This window comes from Lutibacter sp. A80, assembly GCF_022429645.1.
Classification (GTDB): domain Bacteria; phylum Bacteroidota; class Bacteroidia; order Flavobacteriales; family Flavobacteriaceae; genus Lutibacter.
In genome coordinates this window covers 1,695,302-1,714,965 of record NZ_CP092480.1, presented here as the reverse complement: position 1 = coordinate 1,714,965, position 19,664 = coordinate 1,695,302, and the positions used below count along the sequence as shown (strand labels likewise).

Genomic DNA, 19,664 nt, shown 5'->3' with positions numbered 1-19,664 from the left:
AAAAATGAATAGAATAAATAAAAAATTACAAGAAGATAAAAAGTTACTTTCTATATATTTCACGGCTGGTTATCCTAAATTAAACGATACAGTTGAAGTAATTGAAAGCTTAGAGAAAAGTGGGGTAGATTTTATTGAAATAGGTTTGCCTTTTAGCGATCCTTTAGCAGATGGACCAACAATACAAGCGAGTTCTACAACTGCTTTAGAAAATGGAATGACTACCAAAGTATTGTTTAATCAGTTAAAAGATATTAGAAAAACAGTTTCAATTCCTTTAATTATTATGGGATATTTTAATCCAATAATGCAATATGGAGTAGAGGATTTCTGTAAAAAATGTGCTGAAATTGGTATTGATGGATTAATTATTCCAGATTTACCATTAAAAGATTATAATGAAAATTACAAAGCTATATTTGAAAAATATGGTTTGATAAATGTGTTTTTAATTACACCACAAACTTCTGATGAGCGCATTAGATTTATTGATGGTATTTCTAATGGATTTATTTATATGGTAAGTTCGGCAGGCGTTACTGGAGCTAAAAACAGTTTTGGAAACACACAACAAGCTTATTTTGATAGAATAGCTTCTATGAATTTAAAAGCACCACAAGTAATTGGATTTGGAATTTCTAATTCAGAAACATTTGCTATGGCAACTTCTAATGCTAAAGGAGCAATTATTGGATCTGCCTTTGTAAATTATATTACCAACAATGGAATAGCGGAAATTCCGAAATTTATTGCAGGTATACGATAAAAAAAAGCGCTTGATATTTTAAATATCAAGCGCTTTTTTCTTTTTATTTATGAAATTATAAAATTTCAAAATCAAAAATTACTATCGCATTTCTAGGTATAGTGTTTTGAATTCCTTCGCTACCATATGCTAAACTAGGAGGTATAATAAGTGTACCTTTTCCACCTTCTTTAAAAAGTGAAATCCCTTCAGAAAAACCTGGAATTGTATTTTGAAGGTAAAAATAACTACCAGAATCACTACTTTGATCAAAGATAGTTCCATTAGTTAAGTAAGCTGTATATTTGATTGTTACATCAGAGCTTTCTTCTATTTCTGCACCATCACCTAAGGTGTCAACAACGTAATATAGTCCAGAATCAGTACTTTCGGCTTCTAGCTCATTTTCTGAAATGTATTCTAAGATATCACTTTCATCTTGAGCATTTATAATCGAAGTTATTTCAATATTAAAAATTAATACAGCACCTCCAGGTATTAAATCTGATGCTCCTGAATCTCCAAAAGCTAAATTTGGAGGAATTATAATAGTACCTTTAGATCCTTTGTTAAAGTATGTAATTCCTTCAGCAAACCCTGGAATAACATATAAAAGATCTAATGAAACTTCTTCATCATTAGTAGATTCAAACTGGCTACCATCTAAAAGGTATCCTTCATATTTTAAGGTTACATAAGAATCTATAGCTGGTTTTTCTCCAGTTCCTTCCTCATCTAGAATATAATATACACCAGAAGTTGTTTTTTGAGCGTCTAAATTATTACTATCTAAGTATTGAATAATGTCAGCATCTGTCTGATTAAGGTTAATAGTTGAGTTCTCATCATCATTACAAGAAATACACGTAATTAATAATAGTAGTGGAATAAAATATTTCATAATTTTTTTTTAAATTTAATCTGCAAATATAGGACTAATTTGATAAAATTAAAGTTAATAGATTAAGATAAATTAAAATTTCATTTTAAATAATTTGTTTTGCTCAGTACTTATTAAATTTTATTTAAAAAAAAACTTTTTATACTGTAAAACTCTAAAATCAAATGTATTGAAATTTGGGTTTTTCTTTTTCAATATTTTATATGCAGGGTTAGACCCAATTGCTCGGTTTGCAGCTCCAGATGGAGCCGTTAGTGAAACACTTTTTATAATTCTTTTTTTTAAATAAAATTGATGAATTCGAGGCGTTTTTAAATTAATAGGAATTAACTCAATTTTTTTAGTTTTTAATAATTTTCTTAAATGAAATTCGGGACCATTTTTACTATTTCCTCCAGTTAAAAGTAATGTTTCTATTTTTGGAAATTTTTGTAGATAAAAAATTAAATCTCTTAATTGAATTTGTTTCATTCCAATATCTGAAGCATCAATTTTTTCACGTACACAAGATTCTACAATGTCACAGATACCAATATTATTATTTTCTAAAAATGTTTTACGCTGTTGTATAGCCAATTCAGTATTCTCAAATTTTAAATTTAAATTAAATATTTTGTCTAAAATTTTCCATAATTGTCCATCGATGCTTCCATAACAAAAATCTACATCACCATCTTTTAAAATTCCATTATAAAACCTTGGAGGAGGCAGTGTTCCTACAATTAATTTTTTTGTGTTTTTTGGAATATAAGGTTGGTATGGATGTTTATGAATAAAATCCAAATAAGCTATATTTTTTTCTTTAATGTAATTAAAATAACACCATTAGATCCGCGAACACCGTAAATAGCAGTTTCAGGTCCTTTTAGTACTGAAATATTTTCAACAAATTGAGGTGAGATATTAGTAATACTTGAAACGGGTGATCCATCTACTACAAATAATGGAGATGTACTAGCATTAATTGACGATGTACCTCTAATTAGTATAGTATTATCTGATTGAACTCTTACGCCAGGAATTTTAGCGCGTATCATTTCAAAAATATTTTTGTATTCAAAGGTGTTATTATCACGTTTTACTGTGGTTTGTGGAGTAGCAGACGGCCTGAAGTTATTGTAAATGAAATCAATTTTTTTTTGTCCGTTATAATCAATTTCTATAACTCCTCTTGAATAAGAAAAAGCTTTAACTTTTTTAGTGTTAGAATTAACCTTTAGTTTATACGTACCATAATTGTTTATTTTGGATTTTATTTTAACTTCATCTATAAAAAAAACAACATCTTTTACAACATTTCCATTTACATCTTTAACATAACCTGATAAAGTATTTTTTTTAATTTTGGTTTGACTAAATATTGTTGGAGAATATATTGTAAATACTAAAAGTAAGACTGTTAATTTTATATAGTTTTTCATATTAATTTTTTAATTAAAATGTTATTTAAAGTTTTTTGATAAAAATATTTTATATTATAATGGCTCAAATATTATGCCAATAAAAATATAAAATTATGAAACATTATGTTGTATTTTTGAAAAAAAACAATAATTTTTTATGTTAAATTTACAAATTAATAAATACTATTTAGATTTGTATGTTAAATTGTAGTAATGTTTGAAAAAATAAATCGATTTATTAAAAGTTTTAGTTTTTTAAAAGCTTTTGTTTTAGCATTTTCTATGTTAATTCCAATTTTAATTTCTAATGCTTATTTTGAAGATGTTTCAGTAGGTTTTAGCATTGCTTTAGGTGTTTTGTTTTGCTCTCCAACAGATGTGCCTGGAAGTTTAAAGCATAAATTTTATGGTATTTTAAGTGCTATATTTTTAGCGTTTTGTTTTACTTTTTTATTTGGTAGTATTGCACATATAAATTGGATATTAGTACCAGTTTTAGGTGTTGTTATTTTCTTAGTATCCTATCTTTCGGTTTTTGGATTTAGAGCTTCACTAATTTCATTTGCGGGTTTAATGTCTATTATATTAAGCTTTGCGTATGATAGTTCTAAAATGACTTTAATAACCCACGCTTTATTAGTTGCTTTGGGAGGTTTATGGTATTTAATTCTATCAATGTCAGCTTCATTGCTGCTTCCAAAAATACAAACAGATCAATTATTTGTTAGTTTAATTGAAAAAACAGCAGCATTTTTAAAAGTTAGAGGTGAGTTGTTAATATGTAAAACAAATAGAGATGAATTGTATCACAAACTCTTTGAATTACAAACTCAAATAAATGATGATCACGAGTCTATTAGAGAAATTATTTTAAGTAAACGTTTCAATTCTGGTTTTTCTAATAGAACAAGAAGACAACAGTTATTATTTTCAGAATTGATGGAGATTTTAGAATTAGCAGTTTCTAATCCGGTTAATTATGAAGAATTTGATAAGGTTTTTAAAAAACATAGTGAAAAAATTGAAGCGTTTAAAGAACTTACTTTTGAACTTGCAGATCAGTTAGAACACATTTCAAAAGTAATTAGGAAAGAAGAAAGATTAAAACCTAACACTAAAATTCCTGAGATTTTAAATGATATTGAAAGACATATAAAATATTATACAATTTTAGTAGGATTGCCAAAAGCTAGAGTGGGGAGTTTAATGTTAATAAACCTTAAACATTACCAAGAAAAACAAGTGCAAAGTCTTATTGGTATTGAGCGTGTTTTAGGTAATTATATCTCAAATAATAAAATTTTAGATATTAAAGATGCTAATAGATTTATAACACCTCAAGATTATGATTTTAAAAAAATTATAGAAAACTTTAGTTTTAAATCTCCCATTTTTAAACATTCACTGCGTTTAGCATTAATTGTAATTATTGGTTTTTTAGTTGGAAGCTTTTTTTCTATGCAAAACCCTTATTGGATATTAATTACGATAGTGGTAATTATGCGCCCTAGTTATGGGTTAACTAGAAAACGTTCTATTCAAAGAGTTATAGGCACTTTAATAGGAGCTGCAATAGCAACAATAATAATATTTTTTACTCAGAGTACAACGGTTTATGGAGTTATAGCTATTGTTTCATTACTACTTGCTTTTTCTATGATTCAATCTAACTATAGAAATGCAGCAATTTTTATAACCTTAGAGGTAGTTTTTGTTTATGCAATTTTAGATCCTAATATTCTATCGGTTATTAAGTTTAGAATTATAGATACATTAATTGGAGCAGGTTTAGCTTTTTCAGCAAATTATTTTTTATTACCTGCTTGGCAATTTCAAAATATTCAAGATTATTTTAAGGGAGCAATTTTGGCTAATTGTAATTTTTTAAAGCAAATTGATATGTATTATCATAAAAAAGGTGAAGTTCCAACAGTTTATAAACTGTCTAGAAAAGAAGCTTTTTTAGCCATTGGTAATTTAAATGCTGCGTTTCAGAGGATGAGTCAAGACCCGAAGTCTAAGCAAAAAGAATATGCTAATATTTATAAATTAATTACTTTAAATAATACGTTTTTATCATCGTTAACAGCCTTAGGAATGTTTATTAGAAATAATAAAACAACTGTAGTGCCAGTTCATTTTGAAGTTATTGTAAATCACATCATCGCAAAATTAAAACTTGCAGTTGAACTTTTAGACGATAAAGAAAGTGTAATTGATATTAAGCATTCTGAAGTTGAAATTGCTCAAAAGAAATACGAAGATTATTTTAAAAATTTATCAAATCAAAGTGATAAAGAATTAGAAGAAGGACTTGAGATTTCTGATAAAATGCGCGCTCAATTAAAAGAAACACAATTGGTTTCAGAGCAAATTAATTGGTTGTTTAATTTATCAGGAAAATTAATAAGTTCCATTAAGCAATATAAATCTAATAGTTTAAATTAAAGAATATACACTATTAGTTTTTGCGCTTAGTTAGTTTTAAAGTATCTATATTTTTTATTTTATAATATATTTACTTTAGTCTTTCTCCACCAATATAAGTTTCTTCAACTTGTATATATGGAATTTTTTCTAATTCTACAGTCATAATATTTTTATTTAGAATTATAAAATCTGCCATTTTCCCAATTTCAATACTTCCTTTTTCATTTTCTTCAAAATTAGAATAAGCAGCCCAAATAGTCATTCCTTTTAATGTTTCTTCACGTGTTAAGGCATTTTCCATTTGGAAACCATTCTCTGGGTAATTGTTTAAATCTTTTCGAGCAACAGCAGCATAAAAAGTTAAAAAAGGATTTACTTTTTCAACAGGGAAATCGGTTCCAAGTGCTACTTTTCCGTAGGTATTTAACAAATCTTTGTAGGCATAAGCACCTTTAATTCTTTCTGTTCCAATTCTATCTTCTGCCCAATACATATCTGATGTTGCATGTGTTGGTTGTACAGAAGGTAAAATATTATTGAAATAATCAAAATCTGGTTTATCGATAATTTGTGCGTGTTCAATTCTCCAACGTCTATTTTTTTCACCTTTTAAAACTTCCTTATAGGTTTTTAACATTACAAAATTTGCAGAATCTCCAATTGCGTGTGTATTCATTTGGTAATCTGATTCAGCAATATTTTTGGCATAGCGTTTTAAATCGGTTAAGGGTGTTACTAAAGCTCCAAAATGATTGTGTTTATCGCTATACGAATGTTTCATTGCGGCTCCACGAGAACCCAAAGCACCATCGGCATATACTTTAAATGAGCGTACATTTAAACGATCTGTTTTGAGAATGCCTTTTTTGGTAAAATAATCTATGTTGGCATCACTAGCAGAAACCATTGCATAAATTCTCATTTTAAGTTCTCCATTTTGTTGCAAACTATCAATTATTTCAATAGTTTCTTTTGAAAGACCTGCATCGTCTACAGTTGTTAATCCTAAATTAAAGCATATTTTTTCAGCATCTTTTAATGCTTTTGTAATTTCTTTTTTTGAAGGTTTAGGTATTATAGTTTCAATTAAACTCATTGGTCCATCAATAAAAATACCTGTTAATTTTCCATTCTTTTTTAGAATGTAACCACCTTCAGCTTTTGTATTTTCAGATACATTTGCTAAATCTATTGCAGCCTGATTTGCCAATAAAGCATGACCATCAATTCTTGTTATTGCAACTGGTGTTTTTGGAAATAATTCATCTAACTTCTCTTTTGAAGGAAATTCTTTAATTTCCCAATCATTTTGATCCCACCCACGACCAGTTATAAAAGATACGTTGTTTTTGTTTTGAAATTGTACGATTTTTGATACTACTTCTTCAAAACTTTTAGTTTCAGAAACATCAACTTTTTGCTGTTGTAAGCCTAAACCTAAAAAATGGCAATGCGCATCTATAAAACCAGGTAAAATGGTTTTTCCTTTTACATCATTTATAAAAGTTGCCGCATATTTATTTTGTATTTCTTGTGTAGTACCAACGTCTACAATTTTGCCATTATTTATGGCAAAAGCTTCAACTTTATCTAAATTTGCATTAACTGTATAAATGTTTGCATTTATAATAATGCTATCTATTGTCTCTTTTTTTTCACAAGAAGAAATTAGAATACATAAAAATAAAATGGCTAGCTTTTTCATAATGTAGGTTTTATAGATGTTAAAACTACATAAAAAAGCTAGAACAATAGATAATTTATTTTACAAATCAAATTTATAAGTAATACCAGCAAGAACTTGTAATGGTTGTACTTGGTAATTTACAAATGGTTCGTATTTTTCGCCAAGAGCATTGTTTAGTTTTGCAAAAGCTGTTAATCTGTCTGAGAAAATATAACCACCATTAAGATTTAAATCTATATAAGAATCATTTTTTATAATTATTCCGGTAGCTGCTGGTTGTTCAAAAGGAGTTACATAATCTTTTGTAGTTCCTCCATAAAATAATTTAGCACCTGCAAACCATTTGTTTTTTTGAAATTCTGCAGAAATAGTTGCAGTAATTTCTGGTAAATTCCAAGCCTCTAATTCATTTTCAGTTGTATAATTATTGTAGTTAACTGTACCTGTAAAATTAAATTCTTTAGAAGCATCAATTGTTATTTCACCAAAAAAACCAAGTGTTTTTACATTGTCGTAAATTACGTTAAAAGAATTTCCAGCTTCATAGGCCTGAGTAATATTTTGTGTACCATCTGTGTTTGCAGGGTTTTGGCGGAATAATGGTTTATTTTGCTCGTTAGTATGACTTACATTAAAATTATAACCAATATTTGAAGCGAGTTTTCCCTTAGCTCCAGCAAATGCTTTGTATTGTTTATCCGTTAGCTCAACGTTTAAAGTTGGTGAAACATATGGATTTAATAGTGTGTAATTTTGATAAGTATTTTGTACTAAATCTCCAGTAGCACCAGCTACCAAAATAAAAATATCATCTATTAATTTTAATGACGCTGTTACATTTGGATATGCATAAAATTTATTTGTTTTGTTATCTAAGTCGCTAGAATAATAAATTTTAGCTCCTAGATTAATGGTTAAATTATCTCTTAAAACTTCAAAATTAGGACTTACACCTAAGTTTAAAAAGCTATATTTAATATCGTCTGTTGTAACGTAGTTTTGTTTAAATTTTCCTTTTACTAAGTCAACTAAAAACTCGGCATTTATCAATTCAGTAGAAATTGGAAATTCTAATTTAGGAGCTATTTTAAATCTAAATTCGTTACTTTTATAATTGTCTGAAAAATTCATTAATTCTGCAGTAGCTCCTTTAAAAAAGGATTCTTTAAATTCAATATTTCCGCCTACATAAATGTTTTTATAGATTTGTTTTTCATCTATAGAGCTAAGAATTGCTTCATCAAAATCTACGTTGGTTCCATAATAATTATAAAGTTTTCGTTGTACACCTGCATTAATTTGCCAGTTGTAATATTTGTCGAAATATTTATAAAATGCATCGATACGTGTATCAGCAAAATTATCGTCTAATTGTAAATCTTTAATACCACCTTCAGAAGAGTGGTGGTTTATAAATATACCTAAATCGCTATATCTAGGGTCTCCAGTATGTAAATATGCTTCAAAAAGTGGACTGGTAAAATTTCCAAAACCAGCAGAAACGTAATTTTCAAATAAGCGTTCTTTTGGAGCTCTTTTAAGACCTTTTGCTTTACCTTTTGAAGGGGTAAAAGTAGAGGCAACTGGAATTGAAAAAATACTATAAGTTACTTTCTCTTTTTCTATTGTTGCAACTGTATCTATGTTAGGGTTTGATTTAACCTTAAAAGCATCTGAAATTTTTGGAGAATAAGGTTTTACTACTAAAATTTCTTCAGTTTTTAAAGTGTCTTTTTTAGTTTCTTGAGAAAAAGCACTATTAATTGTAAAAATAGAGAGTGATATTATAAATAGCTTTCGCATACGTTTTATTTTAAAAGTTGAAAGTTTATAAGGTTTGTGAGTTGTATTTAATAAACTTGTCATTATTTTAATTTTTTACAGATTCGTTAGTTTTTGCAGCTTCGGTTTTAATTTTATTTAAAGCTGTTTCAGCTTCTTCAACCACATCAGTAAACTGCGCAAAGTTTTTTGTAACACTTTCTAGAATATAAGTTGCTTGGAAAGCATCGTTTAATTCAAAATAATTATTAGCCATTGTTATTAAGCCCTTTGCAGCCCAATATTTATAAGCTGAATAATCTGATGCAATTTTTTGAATTATTTGATTTGAAACACGATAGCTTCCATCTTTATTTTCGAAATAAGCACTGTAATAAAGAGCTTCAGCTTTTAATTCTCCTGTAGCAATTTTTTCAACTTCGCTATAAGCATTTCTAGCTTTAGTTTCATTATTGGTTTTAATAGCTGAACGTGCAATTATAATGTGAGCGTCAGATTTTATACGATTTTCTAATTTAGAATTTTTTAATACCATTTCGGCATACGAAACAGCATTGTTGTAATTTTTGTTTTCGTAATAACCTTTCATTAAATTTGATTGTGCAAACGTAATATTTTGAGGTAAATTAGCTTCTTTTTCAAGGCGTTCTAAAATAGGCGTTGCCTTTTGCCAATTGTTTTTTTCTAAATAAACTAAAGCCAATCTAGAAAGCGAACTTTCTGTAAATTCATTTTGTTGTTGCTCTATTACATAGGTGTAATGAGGAATGGTTTCTTGTTGTTTGTTTTCAGAAAATAAAGATTGTGCCAAATAAAAATGTGCTTGTAAAGCGTGTAAACCATTAGGGAAATTTAGTAGGTATTTTTTAAAACTTGAAATAGATTTATTGTGGTTGTTTTGTAAGTATTGTTTTTCTGCAGATTCAAACATATCATTGTCTAAATCGGCATCAGAAACACTTACAAAATCAACAGTTTTTATCCATCTCGCATATTCATCAACATTTCCTAAATCTACATAAATTTGTCGGGCATCTTTTATAGCTTGTCTAGCTTCAGCCGTATTTGGAAACCTACTAACAACAGATTTATAAGTTGTTAAAGCTTCTTCGTTTTTATCGGTATTGTAGTAAATTAATCCTTTTTTTAATAAAGCTTTAGATACTAATGGACTTCTTTTATAATTATTTATTAGATTATTAAAACTGGTAATAGCTTGTTGATTTTCTCCTTTTTTAATGTATGAATTTCCTAAAACATATAAAGCATCATCTCTATAAGTAGATTTTTTATGTGTGTTTAAAAAAGAATTTAAAGTTTCTATTTTAGAATTTTCATTACCTGTTAAGCCATAACAAATTGCTTTTTGAAATTGGGCATAATCTTTATCAATTCCATTTATTTCAATGGTTTTATTATAGTAGTTTATAGCATTGGAGTAGTTGCTATTAACAAAATAACCATCAGCAATTCTTAAATAACTATCATTTGTTCTAATTTTATCCCCAGTGTTTTTAGCGATGTATTTTTTAAATGCATTGATAGCATTTGAATAGTCTTTTTGTTTAAAATAAGCATAGGCAATATTATAATCTACCTGTTCAAATTCTGAGGTGTTAGAAGCTTTTGAGCTAGCTTTAAATGTATTAAAATCGTTTAAAGCTTCTTTAAAATTATTTAATCTATGGTTGGTTTCTCCTTTCCAAAAAGTTGCTTTTGCCGTAATAGTTTCATCTAAGGCTACCGTTAAAGAATTTTCAAAGTTTTCTTTAGCTTGACTGTAAGCTCCTTCAGAAAAAAGTTCTGAGCCTCTATAAAATGCAACTTTTTGAAATAAGGCTTGTTCCTTTGTTCCTTTTTTGTTTTTTAAAAATTCTAGAGCTCCTTTGTAATCTTTAGAAGTAATATAGGCACTAATTATAAGGTTGTCAATTTCATCTTTATGAACAGATTTTGGATACAATTCTATATATTCTTGCAATACTTCTGGGACACTTTTATAAGGATTCCCTATTTGGTAACTAAGTTTAGCATAATTTAACCAAGCATCTTTTTGAATTTCAGGTTCAAATTTCATTTGAGCTGCATTTCTAAAAGCATTTAAAGCTTCATTTTTTTGTTCTAACTTTAAGTAACATTCAGCTAAGTGATAGTATGCGTTTTGAGCTACACCATTATTACCATCAATTATTTTATTGAAATTGTTTATAGCATTTTCAAAATCGTTTTGTTTGTAGTACGAATATCCCAATAAATAATAATCGGTATTGTTCCACTTTCCACGTTTTCCTTTGTAGTTTTTTAAATGAGGAATAGCCTCATCATATTTATGAAGGTTAAAATAGCTTTCACCTACAATTTTAGAAATTTCAGAATGTTCTAATCCTCTAGCTCTTTCTAATAAAGGTTCACCTTTTTCAATAGCTAATTCAAATTTTCCTAATTTAAAATTCATGTCTGCTAAATAATAAGACACATTTTTTTTAAATGAAGTATCATCTTCAACCTCTTCTAAATATTTTCCAGCAGTATCGTAATCATCTTGATTGTAAGCAATAAACCCATAGTAGTATTTAGCTTGAGCGCCATATTCTTGAGAGTCTAATAGGTTTATGAAATAATTTTTAGATTCGCTATAATTTTTAGTTGCAAACAAAGAATATGCATATTTAAAGTTATAGGTTTCTTCTTGTTTTAAAGATAGGTTTGTGGTATTTACTTTTTTATACCATTTTGAGGCATATGAATATTTACCAACTTTAAAATAATAATTTGCAACATCTAAAAATGCGCCATTTCTTTTGTTACTTGTTGGGTATTTATCAACAAATTCTTGCATTAAATCATCAGAATTTCGTTGTCCTAAAACAATAGCACAATTGGCAGCATAATATTCGCAATTCGCTTTTAGCTCAGATGTAGTGTCAAATTCGCTTGTTAGGGCATTAAATTTGTGTTGAGCAGCAACATATGCTTTGTTTTGATATAATTCAACTGCGTGATTGTATTCTTTAAGAGGGTTGGTGTAAATAGCTGATTTTTGAGCTGTAGCAACTCCGAAGATAAAAAATATGATAAAAGGTAATACACTATTTTTATAATTCATTCTAATAAAAATTGAAAGTTTAAAACTATAATCTAATAACGCAATTTTTTTTCAAAATTGCATATGCAATTCGTTTTTTTATTAAATAAATATAACAAAAACTATACCTTAAATTTTAAATTTTAATTGTGCAATTTTAAATTAATTAATTATTAGTTGTTTAGATGTTGAAAAATTATAATTAAATATATAGATTTGTTAAAAATCATTTTTAAATGTCAGAAGCGATACTTTCCTTACAAAATGCTGAAATTTTTCAACGTGAAAATTTAGTTCTATCTAATGTAAACCTTACAATAAATACGGGTGAATTTGTGTATTTAATTGGTAAAACAGGAAGTGGGAAAAGTAGTTTAATGAAAACTTTATATGGAGATTTAAATTTAGATAAAGGAATAGGTAAAATTGTAGGTTTTGATTTAAATACGCTAAAAGAAAAGGAAATTCCATTTTTACGTAGAAAATTAGGAATTGTTTTTCAGGATTTTAAATTATTGAATGATAGAAATGTATTCGAAAATTTAAAATTTGTTTTAAAAGCAACTGGTTGGAAAGATGCTTCTAAAATAGAATCTAAAATTAATGAGGTATTAGCTAAAGTTGGTATGGAAACTAAAGGTTTTAAAATGGCTTTTCAACTATCTGGTGGAGAACAACAGCGTGTTGCAATTGCACGGGCTTTGTTAAATGATCCAGATTTAATTTTAGCCGATGAGCCAACTGGAAATTTAGACCCAGCAACTTCTGTAGGTGTTATGAACGTATTAAATGAAATACACAATGCCGGAAAAACTATTTTAATGGCAACTCATGATTATGCACTTATTTTAAAATATCCACATAAAACTATTAAATGTGAAGGTGGAGAATTGTTTGAGGTTGTGCAGCAGAAGGGAGCTTCGTAATAATGATTTCAGTATTAATTCCAATATTTAATTACAATACAACAACTCTTGTTGAAACTATTCATCAACAACTGGAACAAGTGAATATTAATTATGAAATAATTTGTATTTGCGATGCTTCAACTGAATTTGTACAAGAAAACAAGTCGATTAATCTGTTTTCAAATACACAATTAATTTCATTAAAAAACAATATTGGTAGAAGTAAAATAAGAAATTTATTAGTAAACAAAGCTAATTATAATTGGTTGTTGTTTTTAGATGCCGATGTGTTCCCTCAAAATAAATTTTTTATAAAAGCGTATTTAGATTTATTAAACTTGCAGAAAGCTAAAGTGTTTTGTGGAGGTTTGGTCTATAAAAACGAACGACCTGAAAAAGAAAAACTTTTAAGGTGGGTTTATGGTAAAAAACGTGAAGAAATTTCTGTTGAAACAAGAAAAAAAAATCCTTATCAATTTGTTACTGGAGCTAATTTATTAATCCATAAGTCAATTTTTAACAGTTTAAAATTTAATGAAAATATTGTTGATTATGGTTATGAAGATGTTCTTTTTATTGAAGATTTAAAGTTGAATTCAATTGTAATTTTACATATTAAAAACCCTGTTTTTCACTTAGGAATTGAGAATAGTTTGGTTTTTCTAAATAAGACTAGAGAAGCTATTAGGAATTTAACTTATTTAAATTTAAAAGGGATTTTAAATGGTGAAAATTTGAAAATAATAAAAGTTTTTAGGCTTTTAAGAAATCTAAAGTTAATTTGGATTGTTTCTGTGTTTTTTAAGATTTTTGAAAGAATACTAAGATATAATTTGTTAAGTAAAAGCCCTTCTTTGTTTTTATTCGATATTTATAAGTTAGGGTATTTTTGTAAAATCTATGCTAGTAAAAAATAAAAATAAGTTTCTAATTCTCTTTAGTATTTATAAGTAAGTTTTCATAAACTTCTGTCCAGTTTTCCCATTCATTTTTTTCACTTAAAGAGGAATTATGCCAAAGTGTTACAAATGTCCCATTTACATTTTTAATAACAGTACTAATTTCTTTAATTTTTTTAGTAGCTTGTTCTGGACTTAAATTTTCGTATTTATTTAAAGTGCCATCCATAATTTGAAAGGGAGTGATAAGCAATTTTTCTTGCTTGTTTTTAAAAATGTCAAAAAACGGATAGGTATTACAAATTCCTGCTCTAAAACCTACTTTACTGGCATAACCCATTGTGTAGTCGTGTGTAATGCCATAATTAATAAGCTGTTGGTAAGTTTCAGGATGTTTTAATAATAAAAAATGTTGCCTACTTTTTGTTATTTGTTTTTTTGTGATTTTTTCTAATCGTTCTTTTTCAATCTTAATTTTTGGATATTCAAAATTTGATGCATACGAAGGATGAATTCCAATAGTGGTGTTTAATTCAGTATTTAATTGTTCTATTAATTGAATTAAGGCCTTTTTTTTATAAGATATGTTTTTATCGAATTTTTTGTTATCACCTAAATTTATAAAGTAGTAATTTTCTGTGTTATGTTTTTTTTGAAGCTTAATAATTTTAGAATAGGTGTTAAAAATATCTTTATTTTTTAATAGGTAATTACATCTGTTTATAACTTCCGAAAAATTAAGTTTAAGCATCGCTTTTAAAAAACCTCCGGTAAAACGCACTAAGCCCTTTCCTTTGTATGCGTAAGCAACATCTATGTCTATTGTGTTTATAAATCTATAGTTTAATTTAGGGAAACTAATATTCTGATACTTTTCTACAATTTCTTTTTTTAATTCTTGAGCCCATAAATTAGCAATAGGTATTTCTAAAAAGTTGTTTTTAAAAGCAAGTGAATTTTCAGCTTTAAATCTGTTGTGGCAGTCGAGTTCAGTTTTAAAATATTCTTCGTATCTACTTACTATATAAAACGTACTTGCAAAAATATCGTAATTAAAATCTGTGTTTTCAGATGTCTTAAAATAATATGGTATGTTTTTAATCCAATCAACTTTAATTATTTGTTTTTTTAAATTGTTTTCAAAAAGAATTGAATGCGGTTTTATTGAAATACAATTATTTATTACACGGTTACTGTAATTTATTTTAACCGAATCTTTGCAGTTTTTAAAGGTTTCAAAATTTACAAATGAATAATTGACCATTAAGATACTTTTAAATATTACGTTTAAAGTATAAGTTAGTCTATTTGATATTTTATCGGTGTAAACAACAATCATTTTAAATTGCTAAATATTTTTTTTAAGTGTTCACTTTCGTTTTCCCAATTAAGTGTTTTTTTTGCATTTTCTAGATTGGAATTATAAAATGCTTTATCTTTTTGTAGAATAGTTGTAATTTGATTTGCTAATTTTTTTGGATTTCTATCTTTTATAACTTCACCAACGTTATGCTTTTGGATAATGTTTTTCATTTCAGGTAAGTCTGAAACCAGTACAGGAACTTTTGCATGAATATAATCAAATATTTTATTAGGTAAAGCGAATTTATAATTTAAACCAAAGTCCTCTTCAATGCTTATACCTAAATCTGCTAAAGGTGTTATTTTCTGAAGTTCTTTAGGCGATTGTTTTGGAATTAGTTTAACTTTTTCTTCCAAATTTAAAACCTTTAATTGTTTAATCAAGTCTTTTTCAATATCACCACTGCCAATAATTACAAAAATAGTATTTTCAATAAATTGCATTGTTGTAATCATTAATTCCAATCCACGTGCTTTATTGATAGCTCCTTGGTATAAAATAATTTTTTTGTTTTTTATATTAAAAGGGAGTTCTTTTTTTAGAGTGCTATTAATTGTAATGGGTAAATTTCGAATCGTTATAAAATCAGTTTTATATTTTAAGTTATAATAGTTTTTAATTGAGTCGCTTACCGTATAACAGTTTTTAATATTTGGTAATATATTCTTTTCAATTGTTAACCAGCATTTTTGAATAAATGGCCTGTTAATTAATTCAGGAACTTCAGTAAAAAGTTCGTGACTATCATAAACTAATTTTATTTTAAAAATTTTACTAGTTAGAAAGTTTGGTAATAAGGTGTCTAAATCATTACTTAATAAAATATCTTTTTTTAAAAAAAATAATTTAAAAAATAAACGCAAATTGTATTCTGCATAAAACAAAAAACCTTTATTAAATATAAGTTTAAATCGAAATGTATCGTACTGTCTATTTATATTTTCACTGTTTTTTAATTTTCTACCAATCAGTAACACGCTAAACCCCATTTTAGTTAAAGTATTGCAAACTTTAGCTACACGTTGGTCTGTTGTTAAGTCGTTAGTGACAGAAACAATTATACGTTTCAATTGTTCGAGTGTTTTAGATTGATTCTTTTACAGCTTGCTTCCTTTTAATGGTTAAATAGTAAATATTTGCCATTAAAATAAAAGTATTGGTGATAATAATAGGCCATGATATTTCTAGCATGAAGCCATAAATCACAAATAATATTGCACCAATAGAGTTTATAATTCTTAGTGTTGAAATGTTTTTCATTAAAAATGAAATGATAAGTGCTAGAGAGGCTAAATAGCCAACCCATTCAGTATATGGAATGTTTAAAATCATATTTTTTTATTTATAGTTTACAAAGGTATGAGAAAAAAAGGAAGGTGTCTAAAAAAAGAAACCTCACTCAAAAATGAGTGAGGAAAATTGCTATGAAAAAGATTGATAAGTCTTTCAACTTATCTCTACAAATATACGAATTAATTTAAATAAAATTAATGTGTTTTGTTAAAAAAATCATAAAATAAATTTTAAGATTGTTTATTCTTGTTTTATAGCTTCGTATATTAAATTATGAATTTCACTTCTTATATCTTTTTCTCCGAGTTTATTATTACTCATAATAGGGTGAACTCTGTTAGATAAAAATACATACAAAATTCCATTATCTGGATCTGCCCATGCAAAAGTCCCTGTAAATCCACTATGTCCAAAACTATTAGAAGAAGCGTATTTACTACTTGCTTTAATTTCTGGGTCTAAGCTAGGTTTATCAAATCCAAGTCCTCTTCTTATACTATCTTTCTCATAATATCTGTGGTTAAACTTATCTATGGTTTTGCTTTCAAAATATTTTTTACCTCCATAAAATCCTTTTTGTAGGTACATTTGCATGATTTTAGCAACATCATTAGAATTTGAAAATAAGCCAGCATTACCACTAACGCCATTCATCATTCCTGCTCCCATATCGTGAACATAACCTCTTAACGTTTGGTGTCTGTAATAATCATCTATCTCTGTAGGAGCAATTTCATTTGCGTTAAACTTTTCTAATGGATTGTAGGTGAGTGTATTTGAACCTAAAGGTTTATAGAAATTTTCAGTATTTAGCTCATCCATTTCTTTATGAAATGTGTCTTTAATATATTTTTTAAATAAATAAAATAAAAGACCACTATATTTATAACCTTCCGTTTTTCTTTGTGGTACTTCTGCAATTTTTTTATAAATCGAATCTGTATATGAATCGATTAAATATAAGTTTTCAGCAACTTTAATATTAAAATTTTCACTTTTTTTAGTTTTGTATAAATTGCTAAACGGAATTTTAGATATACTATCTACTGTTTCTAAATAATATGGAATCCAAGGTGAAATTTTTCCAACATGAGATAAAGCTTCTTTCATTGTTATGGTATCTTTGTTAGAACCTTTTAGATATGGTAAAAACTCACCAAGAGTGGTTTCTAAGTTAAATAATCCCATCTCTTCACTTTTCATAATCATTGGAAGACCTCCTAAAATTTTTGTAACTGAAGCTAAATCATATAAGTCGGTAACTTTTACTTTTTGTTTTTTATCGTATGTATGGTAACCAAAGCTTTTATGATATACAACTTTTCCATAACGAGCAACTAAAACTTGTCCGCCCGGTGCCATTGTAGAATCAACTACCATAGTTGTTAAAGAATCTATTTTAGAAAGTAATTTACTATCCATATCAACTTCTTCGGGAATGGTATAAGACAATCGCATTAAATTTGGGGTTGTTATTCCTGTTCCTTCTGGAAAAGTTTTATGAATAGAAACTGGAAGTTTTCCTTTAGCTTCTAATGCACCAAAAATTATTTGTGCTGAAATTTCTTGTGAAGCTTTACTGTTTTGATACGATACTAAAACTGCTTCTATATTATTGAAGTCGTTAATATCTAAAAGTGTGTAAGGACTAGCAAAAATGTTAAAAATTACATTGTTATTTTCAGAAATACGTTGTAACCACGTAAGTTCTTTTTCACTCATTTTAAAACTTTTCCAAGGGTTTTCATTTGATTTATGATAACCGATAATTACGGTGTTATACGCTTCTAATTTTTTAAGTAATTCAGTTAAATTTGTTTCAGTAACTATATCAACTTGTGTGTATTTTTTTAGAGTATTTGTATAATCTAAATTATCAGAATCGCCTAATTTAACGTAGGCAATTTTACTGTTTGATAGGTCTTTAATAGGTAAAATAGTTTTTTTATTTTGAACAAGTGTTATAGCTTCTTTCATTAAAGAGTTGTATAAAACGTTGTCTTTTGTTGTAATAATATCCTCTTGAATTCCTGTTTCTTTTAAAGGTTGAAAGTTGTTTAAACCAGCCCAATATTTGGCTTTTAAAATTTTTCGAACCGATTCATCTAATCGCTCTTCAGTAAAAAGTTTCTTTTTAAGAGCTGCTTTCAATTTTTTTACTGCAGCTTTTACGTCTTCAGGAATTAATAACATATCATTTCCTGCCAAAAATGCTGCAAGATCAATATCTCCAGGTTTAGCATAGTTTGCAGCACCTTTCATATTTAATGCATCTGTAAAAATTAAGCCATTATAACCCATTTTTTCTTTTAAAAGTTCTGTAATAACTTTATAAGATATAGATGTTGGAACACCTGGCTTTGTTTCTAAAGCAGGAACATTTAAATGTGCTACCATTACACTGGCTAAATTGGTTTTAAATAATTCCTTATAAGGGAATAATTCAAGGGAATCTAACCTTTCTAGTGTAAAATCTAAATAAGGGAGTGTTTTATGAGAATCGGTAGAGGTGTCTCCGTGTCCTGGAAAATGTTTTGCGTTTGCTAAAACTCCAGTGCGTTGCATACCATTGGTAAAAGCAATAGCTTTTTCGCTAACATTGTGTTTGTTTTCTCCAAAAGAACGATTCCCGATAATTGGATTTTCAGGATTTGTGTTAATATCTACAACAGGTGCAAAATTTATATGAATTCCAATTCTTTTACAATGTTCACCTAATTGTTCACCAAATTGTTCAATTAATTTATTGTTTTGAACTGCACCTAAAGTCATATTCCAAGGGTAACGGAACGAGTTTTTTAATCGCATATTTAAACCCCATTCACCATCGAAACCTATTAATAAAGGAATTTTAGAAGTTTTTTGAAAACTATTTGTTAATTCGGCTTGTTTTTCTGGAGTTCCTTGCATAAAAATAAGACCACCAACATGATATTTTTTAATCATTTTTTTGATGTAGGCCTTGTGTTTTCTATCTTTATTAGAATAAGCTTGAATCATAAATAGTTGGCCTATTTTTTCATCTAATGTTAGTTTATTCATTATATTTTCAACCCATTGCTCTTGGTTCTCCGTGTCGGTAGTTACTAAAGGATCAATTTGTTGCCCGTAACTTTTAGTTAGCAATAAGAATAGACTTACAATTATTATTTTTTTCATTTTAATATG

General features: G+C 27.5%; 14 protein-coding genes. 4 read left to right on the top strand and 10 right to left on the bottom strand.

The genetic code is table 11. From position 1 onward, the window contains the following. Nucleotides 1–4 precede the first annotated feature (4 nt). Nucleotides 5–766, top strand: coding sequence for a tryptophan synthase subunit alpha (gene trpA, locus MHL31_RS07385; RefSeq protein ID WP_240228518.1), 762 nt, complete (start codon nt 5–7; stop codon nt 764–766). Nucleotides 767–821: 55 nt separating this feature from the next. Here the strand turns inward: trpA and MHL31_RS07380 are convergent, their stop codons facing one another. The 3 genes from MHL31_RS07380 to MHL31_RS07370 form a co-directional block, all read right to left on the bottom strand. Then, on the bottom strand, nt 822–1,646 hold the full coding sequence (locus tag MHL31_RS07380; RefSeq protein ID WP_240228516.1) for an FKBP-type peptidyl-prolyl cis-trans isomerase: 825 nt from the start codon (nt 1,644–1,646) through the stop codon (nt 822–824). 120 nt (nt 1,647–1,766) lie between these two features. Then, nucleotides 1,767–2,429 carry a uracil-DNA glycosylase family protein gene (locus tag MHL31_RS07375; RefSeq protein ID WP_240228515.1) on the bottom strand — a complete coding sequence of 221 codons (663 nt, stop codon included), beginning with the start codon at nt 2,427–2,429 and terminating at the stop codon, nt 1,767–1,769. A 5-nt stretch (nt 2,430–2,434) separates the two neighbouring features. Continuing rightward, on the bottom strand, nt 2,435–3,067 hold the full coding sequence (locus MHL31_RS07370) for a TonB-dependent receptor plug domain-containing protein (RefSeq protein WP_240228513.1): 633 nt from the start codon (nt 3,065–3,067) through the stop codon (nt 2,435–2,437). A gap of 195 nt (nt 3,068–3,262) precedes the next feature. Between MHL31_RS07370 and MHL31_RS07365 the strand changes: the two genes are divergently transcribed. After that, a complete protein-coding gene (locus MHL31_RS07365) occupies nt 3,263–5,497 on the top strand; it encodes an FUSC family membrane protein (RefSeq protein WP_240228512.1) in 2,235 nt (744 codons plus the stop codon). A gap of 70 nt (nt 5,498–5,567) precedes the next feature. Here MHL31_RS07365 and MHL31_RS07360 read toward each other — a convergent pair whose 3' ends face one another. The 3 genes from MHL31_RS07360 to MHL31_RS07350 are packed head-to-tail and all read right to left on the bottom strand — an operon-like array spanning nt 5,568 to nt 12,054. Continuing rightward, the gene (locus MHL31_RS07360; protein WP_240228511.1) at nt 5,568–7,184 is read right to left on the bottom strand and encodes an amidohydrolase; all 1,617 of its coding nucleotides are present in this window, start codon (nt 7,182–7,184) and stop codon (nt 5,568–5,570) included. Between the two features lie 60 nt (nt 7,185–7,244). Beyond that, the gene (locus tag MHL31_RS07355; protein ID WP_240228510.1) at nt 7,245–9,032 is read right to left on the bottom strand and encodes a TonB-dependent receptor; all 1,788 of its coding nucleotides are present in this window, start codon (nt 9,030–9,032) and stop codon (nt 7,245–7,247) included. A 4-nt stretch (nt 9,033–9,036) separates the two neighbouring features. Next, the gene (locus tag MHL31_RS07350) at nt 9,037–12,054 is read right to left on the bottom strand and encodes a tetratricopeptide repeat protein (RefSeq protein WP_240228509.1); all 3,018 of its coding nucleotides are present in this window, start codon (nt 12,052–12,054) and stop codon (nt 9,037–9,039) included. 215 nt (nt 12,055–12,269) lie between these two features. Between MHL31_RS07350 and MHL31_RS07345 the strand changes: the two genes are divergently transcribed. Both MHL31_RS07345 and MHL31_RS07340 read left to right on the top strand, forming a co-directional pair. Then, nucleotides 12,270–12,959 (top strand): cell division ATP-binding protein FtsE, encoded by a 690-nt coding sequence (locus MHL31_RS07345; RefSeq protein WP_240228508.1) that lies wholly within the window; start codon nt 12,270–12,272, stop codon nt 12,957–12,959. Between the two features lie 2 nt (nt 12,960–12,961). Next, entirely contained in the window at nt 12,962–13,858 is an 897-nt protein-coding gene (locus MHL31_RS07340; protein WP_240228507.1) for a glycosyltransferase, read from the top strand. 10 nt (nt 13,859–13,868) lie between these two features. On the opposite strand, the gene MHL31_RS07335 is transcribed toward MHL31_RS07340, so the two are convergent. From MHL31_RS07335 to MHL31_RS07320, 4 genes are all read right to left on the bottom strand, one after another. Continuing rightward, on the bottom strand, nt 13,869–15,179 hold the full coding sequence (locus MHL31_RS07335) for a polysaccharide deacetylase family protein (protein WP_240228505.1): 1,311 nt from the start codon (nt 15,177–15,179) through the stop codon (nt 13,869–13,871). Beyond that, nucleotides 15,176–16,273, bottom strand: a complete 1,098-nt coding sequence (locus MHL31_RS07330) for a glycosyltransferase (RefSeq protein WP_240228504.1) — start codon at nt 16,271–16,273, stop codon at nt 15,176–15,178. The genes MHL31_RS07335 and MHL31_RS07330 overlap by 4 nt, the downstream gene beginning before the upstream one ends. Nucleotides 16,274–16,286: 13 nt before the next feature. Continuing rightward, nucleotides 16,287–16,535 carry a uroporphyrinogen decarboxylase gene (locus MHL31_RS07325; protein WP_240228502.1) on the bottom strand — a complete coding sequence of 83 codons (249 nt, stop codon included), beginning with the start codon at nt 16,533–16,535 and terminating at the stop codon, nt 16,287–16,289. Between the two features lie 201 nt (nt 16,536–16,736). Further along, nucleotides 16,737–19,655: a glycoside hydrolase family 3 N-terminal domain-containing protein gene (locus MHL31_RS07320; RefSeq protein WP_240228500.1), complete on the bottom strand. Its 2,919-nt coding sequence runs from the start codon at nt 19,653–19,655 to the stop codon at nt 16,737–16,739. Between the last annotated feature and the right edge of the window lie 9 nt (nt 19,656–19,664).